This window comes from Lysobacter sp. N42, assembly GCF_004344885.1.
The window spans coordinates 1-7,117 of the sequence record NZ_SKFB01000075.1 but is presented as its reverse complement, the minus strand read 5'-3'; the positions used below and the strand labels follow the sequence as shown (position 1 = coordinate 7,117).

Here is a 7,117-nt window from a genome sequence, read left to right as displayed (position 1 = left end):
CGCCTCGGCGAGGAATTCCCCCTGCGGGCCGAGCACGTGGCTGGAACCCCAGAAATCGATGCACGCCCAGCAGCGCGAACGCGGCCGCCGCCAGCAGTGCGCCGGCGGTCAGCAGCGCCGGCGCCATGCCGCGGAAGCCGGCCACCAGCGCCAGCGTGCCGCCCTGCAGCATCAGGAACGCCGCCAGGCCCGCAGGCGTGCCGCCATGCACGCGCACGCCGGCCGCGGCGGGCAGGAACTGCAGCAGCGCGCCGGCGATCGCATTGCCCAGCACGCCCAGCGTGGTGGCATGCACCAGCGCCAGCGTCGACGGCGCCCAGCGGCTGGCGAGGGCGACCGGCCCGTCGGCCGCCAGCAGCAGCCCCGCCGCCAGGCCCCAGGCCGGCACGGCGGCCAGGAACGCCAGCGGCAGGGCGACGGGCGGGCCGGCGCCGATGGCCAGCCGCGTCATCGACCCGCGGGACGCCGCACGCGCAGGCGCGCCGTGCCATCGGCACAGCGCTCGGCCGCCACCGCGAAGCCGCGCTCGCCCAGCAGCTGGATCAGCGGATACGGCATCTGCGGCGTGAGCAGTTCGAGGTCGACGCCGGCCCCGAGGCGCTCGACGGCGGCCAGCGCGCGCTCCATCGGCACCGGCGCGGGCAGGCCGCGCAGGTCGAGGGGGGCGTCCGGACGGGAACCACATGCCATCGCGTTCTCCTGCATCGGGCCGGCGCGCAGCATCGCGGCGGCGCGGTGCGAACGCCCTGATGCACGTCAAGTGCGGCGCATGTCCGGCGCGCCGTCGGGCCGCGACGCGCCACGCGCCATGGCTACGGCTGCGCGGCCTGCGAGAACACGCCATGCAATGCAATGCACGGCATCGCGAACGCGTCGCACGTGCGCCTCGCGATACATGTGCGACGCGTGAAGGATCGATGCGCGGCGCACGCCGCCTGTCGGATGGCGCGACGGAATTGCCCTCGCATGCCCTTCACTTCGCCATACCGCAGCTGCACGCAGGCTAGAGTCCGCCTGTCCTGCGCGAGGTCATGCCTGTGGTCGATGCAGATCCTTCCCGACAGGCTGGAGCGCAACGTGCCCTGTGGGCCAGCACTTTCGCCTTCACGGTCTGCTTCGCGGTCTGGACGATCTTCGCGATCATCGGCGTCGAACTGAAGACGCGGCTGGGGCTGAGCGAGACGCAGTTCGGCCTGCTGGTGGGCACGCCCATCCTCACCGGCTCGCTCAGCCGCATCGTGCTGGGCGTGTGGGCCGACCAGTACGGCGGCCGGCGCGTGTTCGCGCTGGTGATGGTGCTGGCGGCCATCGCCACCTTCCTCACCTCCTACGCGCAGACCTACGCGCAGTTCCTCGTGGCCGCGCTGGGCGTGGGCTTGGCCGGCGGCGCGTTCTCGGTGGGCGTGAGCTACGTGTCGAAGTTCTTCCCCGCCGGCCAGCAGGGCACCGCGCTGGGCGTGTTCGGCGCGGGCAACATCGGCTCGGCGGTCACCAAGTTCTTCGCGCCCATGGTGATGCTGGCGCTGGGCTGGGAGGGGGTGGCGCGGGTCTGGGCCGGCGTGCTGCTGGTCACCGGCATCGTCTACCTGCTGGTGACGCCCGAGGACCCCGACGCCGAACGCCGCCGCCGCGAGAAGACGCGGCCCATGGGCATGCGCGAGCAGCTGTCGGTGCTGCGCAACCTGCAGGTCTGGCGCTTCGCGCTGTACTACTTCTTCGTGTTCGGCGCGTTCGTGGCGCTGGCGCTGTGGCTGCCGCGCTACCTGGTCGGCGTGTACGAGCTGGACCTGCGCGCGGCGGGCATGCTGGCCGCGTTCTACTCGGTGCCGGCCAGCCTGTTCCGCATCTACGGCGGGCGGCTGTCGGACCGCTTCGGCGCGCGCCGCGTGCTGTACTGGACCTTCGGCGTGTCGGTGCTGTGCACCTTCATGCTCAGCTACCCGCCCACCGACTACGTCATCCACGGCGAGAACGGGCCGATCCGCTTCTCCACCTCGCTGGGCCTGGTGCCGTTCCTGATCCTGCTGTTCGGGCTGGGCTTCTTCATGAGCCTGGGCAAGGCCGCGGTCTACAAGCACATCCCGGTCTACTACCCGCACCACGTGGGCGCGGTCGGCGGGCTGGTGGGCATGATCGGCGGGCTGGGCGGCTTCGTGCTGCCGCTGGTGTTCGGCGTGCTGCTGGACCTCACCGGCATCTGGACCAGCTGCTTCGCGCTGCTGTTCCTGCTGGTCACCGTGGCGCTGGTGTGGATGCACGCCGCCGTGCGGCGCATGGAGCGCGGCGCGCTCACCGAGCAGCAGCGCCAGGCGCTGCCGGAACTGCCAGAGATGCAGGGCCTGGGCGAGCCCGGGGTGGTGGTGCCGGCGCGCCGCCCGCACAAGCTCGACGACTGGCGCCCGGAGGACCCGGCCTTCTGGCAAAGCACCGGCCGCCCCATCGCGCGCCGCAACCTGTGGATCTCCACGTACTGCCTGCTGCTCTCGTTCGCGGTGTGGATGGTGTGGAGCGTGGTGGTCGCGCGCCTGCCCGCCCTCGGTTTCGCGTTCACCACCGACCAGCTGTTCTGGCTGGCCGCGGTGCCGGGGCTGTCGGGCGCGACGCTGCGCATCTTCTACGCCTTCCTCGTGCCCATCTTCGGCGGGCGCGGCTGGACCACCATGTCCACCGCCTCGCTGCTCATCCCCGCGCTGGGCATCGGCTATGCGGTGCAGGACCCGGGCACGCCCTACTTCATCTTCCTGGTGCTGGCGCTGCTCTGCGGCCTGGGCGGCGGCAACTTCGCCTCGTCGATGGCCAACATCAGCTACTTCTTCCCCAAGAGCGAGAAGGGCAACGCGCTCGCCATCAACGCCGGCCTGGGCAACCTCGGCGTGAGCCTGATGCAGTTCCTGGTGCCGGTGGTGGTCACCATGGGGCTGTTCGGCGCGCTCGGCGGGCAGGCCCAGGTCGCCGCCGACGGCACGCGCGTGTGGATGCAGAACGCGGGCTTCGTCTGGGTGCCGCTGATCCTGGCCGGCACGCTGGCGGCCTGGTTCGGCATGGACGACATCCTCAGCGCGCGCGCGTCGTTCGCCGACCAGTCCAGCATCTTCCGCCGCCGCCACACCTGGATCATGTGCTGGCTCTACACCGGCACCTTCGGCACGTTCATCGGCATGTCGGCGGGCTTCCCGCTGCTGGCGAAGATCGTGTTCCCCGAGGTCGACGCGCTGCGCTACGCGTTCATGGGGCCGCTGGTGGGCGCGATCTCGCGCGCCGGCTCGGGCTGGATCGCCGACCGCGTGGGCGGCGGGCGCGTCACCTTCTGGGTGTTCGTGGCGATGATCGCGGCCATGGGCGGCATGCTCTGGTTCCTCCAGGCGCGCAGCTTCCCCGGCTTCTTTGCCATGGTGCTGGCGCTGTTCGCGATCAGCGGCGTGGGCAACGCGTCCACGTTCCAGATGATCCCGGGAATGATGCGCAAGGAGCTGGGCATCGTCGCCGCGGCCATGCCGGAGCCCGAGCGCCGCGTGCAGGCCGAGCGCGAGTCGGCCGCCATCATCGGCTTCACCTCGGCCATCGCCGCCTACGGCGCCTTCTTCATCCCCAAGGCCTATGGCAGCTCCATCGAGGCCACCGGCGCGGCGAACGCGGCGCTGTGGGGCTTCCTTGCGTTCTACGTGAGCTGCGCGGCGATCACCTGGTGGGTCTACACCGGGCCGCGCGGCTTCATGCGCGACATCGAAGGCCCGCGGAACGGGCCGGCCGCCCCGACCGCCGACATCCAAGGAGCCCGTGCGTGAGCCATCTCCTCGACCGACTGACCTACTTCACCCGCCCGCGCGAGACCTTCTCCGACGGGCACGGCATCGTCAGCCGCGAGGGGCGCGAGTGGGAGGAGGCCTACCGCAAGCGCTGGGCCGCGGACAAGATCGTGCGCTCCACGCACGGCGTGAACTGCACCGGCTCGTGCAGCTGGAAGATCTACGTCAAGGGCGGCATCGTGACGTGGGAGACGCAGCAGACCGACTACCCGCGCACGCGCCCGGACCTGCCCAACCACGAGCCGCGCGGCTGCCCGCGCGGCGCGTCCTACAGCTGGTACCTGTACTCGGGCACCCGCATCAAGTACCCGCTGGTGCGCGCCGCCATGCTGCGCGCCTGGCGCCAGGCGCGGCAGTCGATGGGCCCGGTGGCGGCCTGGCGCGCGATCGTCCAGGACCCCGACACCCGCGCGGCCTGGGTCTCGCGCCGCGGCCGCGGCGGCTTCGTGCGCGCCGGCTGGGACGAGGTCAACGAGATCATCGCCGCCGCCAACGCGTACACCATCAGGGAGTACGGCCCCGACCGCATCGCCGGCTTCTCGCCGATCCCCGCGATGTCGATGATTTCCTACGCCGCCGGCAGCCGCTACCTCTCGCTCATCGGCGGCAACCTGCTCAGCTTCTACGACTGGTACTGCGACCTGCCGCCGTCCTCGCCGCAGACCTGGGGCGAGCAGACCGACGTGCCCGAGTCGGCCGACTGGTACAACTCGGGCTTCCTGCTGGTGTGGGGCTCGAACATCCCGCAGACGCGCTCGCCCGACGCGCACTTCTACACCGAGGCGCGCTACCGCGGCACCAAGAGCGTGGTGATCACGCCGGACTTCAGCGAGGCCAGCAAGTTCGGCGACATGTGGCTGCACCCCAAGCAGGGCACCGACGCCGCGCTCGCGCTGGCCTTCGGCCACGTGATCATGCGCGAGTTCCACGTCGACCGGCAGGAGCCCTACTTCGCCGACTACGCGCGCCGCTACAGCGACATGCCGCTGCTGGTGAAGCTCGTCGACCGCGACGGCCACCTGGTGCCCGACCGCATGCTGCGCGCCGCCGACTTCGACGGCGCGCTGGGCGAGGCCAACAACCCCGACTGGAAGACCGTCGGCATCGACGAGGCCAGCGGCGAGGTGGTCTGCCCGCTGGGCTCGGCCGGCTTCCGCTGGGGCGAGCAGGGCAAGTGGAACCTCGAGGAGAAGGACGGCCAGGGCCGCGAGACGCGCCTGAAGCTCACGCTCAAGGGCGAGGGCGAGAACGTCGCGGTGGCCTTCCCGTATTTCGGCGGCGACGCCCCGCACGACTTCGTCGCCACCGACCACGCCAACGTGCTGCTGCGCCACGTGCCCGCGCGCCGGCTGGCGCTGCGCGAGGGCGAGGCGCTGGTGGCCACCGTCTTCGACCTGTTCGCCGCGCACTACGGCATCGACCGCGGCCTGGGCGGCGCGAACGTGGCGTCCAGCTACGACGAGGACGTGCCCTTCACCCCCGCCTGGGCCGAGCGCATCACCGGCGTGCCGCGCCAGGCCATCGTGCAGGTGGCGCGCGAGTTCGCGCAGAACGCCGCCGACACCCACGGCAAGTCGATGGTGATCCTCGGCGCCGGCCTGAACCACTGGTACCACATGGACATGAGCTACCGCGGGATCATCGCGATGCTCGTGCTCTGCGGCTGCGTGGGCCAGCCCGGCGGCGGCTGGGCGCACTACGTGGGCCAGGAGAAGCTGCGCCCGGCCACCGGCTGGCTGCCGCTGGCCTTCGCCACCGACTGGACCAAGCCGCCGCGGCAGATGAACGCCACCTCGTTCTGGTACGCGCACACCGACCAGTGGCGCTACGAGACGCTGGACCCGGCCGAGATCGTCTCGCCCACCGCGCCTCCGGGCGACTGGAGCGGCTCGATCATCGACTTCAACGTGCGCGCCGAGCGCATGGGCTGGCTGCCATCGGCGCCGCAGCTGCGCACCAATCCCATCGAGCTCGGCCGCGAGATCCACGCCGCCGGCGCCGACCCCAAGGCCTACGTGGCCGAGCGGCTGAAATCCGGCGAGCTCGAGTTCGCCAACCGCGACATCGACCATCCGCGCAACTGGCCGCGCAACATGTTCTTCTGGCGCTCGAACGTGCTCGGCGCCAGCGGCAAGGGCCACGAGTACTTCCTCAAGCACCTCGTCGGCGCGCTGCACGGCGTCGTCGGCACCGACCTCGGCCCGGACGGGCGGCACCCGCAGGAAGTGGCCTGGCACGACGAGGCGCCGGTCGGCAAGCTCGACCTGATGGTCAACATCGACTTCCGCATGTCGACCACCAGCCTGTACTCGGACATCGTGCTGCCCACGGCCACGTGGTACGAGAAGCACGACCTCAACACCACCGACATGCACCCGTTCATCCACCCGCTCACCGCGGCGGTGGACCCGGCCTGGGAGTCGCGCAGCGACTGGGCGATCTTCCGCGGCATCGCCAAGGCGTTCTCGCAGGTGGCGCCGGAGGTGCTGGGCGTGGAGCACGACGTGGTGCTCAACCCGATCATGCACGACTCGCCCGGCGAGATCGCGCAGCCCTACGAGCCCCGCGACTGGGGCCGCGGCGAATGCGATCCGGTGCCCGGGCGCACCATGTCCAACGTCTTCCTGGTCGAGCGCAACTACCCGGAGACGTACGCGCGCTTCGTCTCGGTCGGCCCGCTGCTGGAAGCGCAGGGCAACGGCAGCAAGGGCCTGACCTGGGACACGAAGGACGACGTGCGCGCGCTGGCCGAGCTCAACGGCGTGGTGGCCGACGGCCCCACCGCCGGGCGCCCGCGCATCGAGAACGACATCGAGGCCTGCGAGATGATCCTCATGCTCGCGCCCGAGACCAGCGGGCAGGTGGCGGTGAAGGCCTGGCACGCGCTGGAGAAGTTCACCGGCCGCGAGCACGTGCACCTGGCCGAAGGCCGCGAGGAGGAGAAGATCCGCTTCCGCGACGTGGCCGCGCAGCCGCGCAAGATCATCAGCTCGCCGACCTGGTCGGGCATCGAGCACGAGAAGATCACCTACAACGCCGGCTGGACCAACGTCCACGAGCTCATCCCCTGGCGCACGCTCACCGGCCGCCAGACGCTCTACCAGGACCACCAGTGGATGCGCGCCTTCGGCGAGGCCTTCGTCACCTGGCGCCCGCCCATCGACACCCGCACCGTGCAGCAGGTCGCCGGGAAGATCCCCAACGGCAACCCCGAGATCGCGCTCAACATCCTCAGGAAGGTCTGAACAACTCCGCCCGATTGCGCGACAATGCCTCACCGTGATCGGGGTGAGTGCGATGCAGCTGTCGTT

The 7,117-nt window shown here is 71.0% G+C and carries 3 protein-coding genes and 1 pseudogene; 2 read left to right on the top strand and 2 right to left on the bottom strand.

Annotated features, from left to right (window positions below):
- Both EYQ95_RS26520 and EYQ95_RS25395 read right to left on the bottom strand, forming a co-directional pair.
- Window positions 1–451: pseudogene (locus tag EYQ95_RS26520) on the bottom strand (hypothetical protein); the annotation flags it as partial.
- Window positions 448–723: a DUF2249 domain-containing protein gene (locus EYQ95_RS25395; protein ID WP_243700082.1), complete on the bottom strand. Its 276-nt coding sequence runs from the start codon at window positions 721–723 to the stop codon at window positions 448–450. The gene EYQ95_RS25395 and the pseudogene EYQ95_RS26520, both read right to left, overlap by 4 nt.
- A gap of 314 nt (window positions 724–1,037) precedes the next feature.
- Between EYQ95_RS25395 and EYQ95_RS27250 the strand changes: the two genes are divergently transcribed.
- On the top strand, window positions 1,038–3,785 hold the full coding sequence (locus EYQ95_RS27250; RefSeq protein ID WP_207916677.1) for an MFS transporter: 2,748 nt from the start codon (window positions 1,038–1,040) through the stop codon (window positions 3,783–3,785).
- Window positions 3,782–7,051: a nitrate reductase subunit alpha gene (locus EYQ95_RS25385; protein ID WP_132331866.1), complete on the top strand. Its 3,270-nt coding sequence runs from the start codon at window positions 3,782–3,784 to the stop codon at window positions 7,049–7,051. Before EYQ95_RS27250 ends, EYQ95_RS25385 begins: the two co-directional genes overlap by 4 nt.
- Window positions 7,052–7,117: the final 66 nt, after the last annotated feature.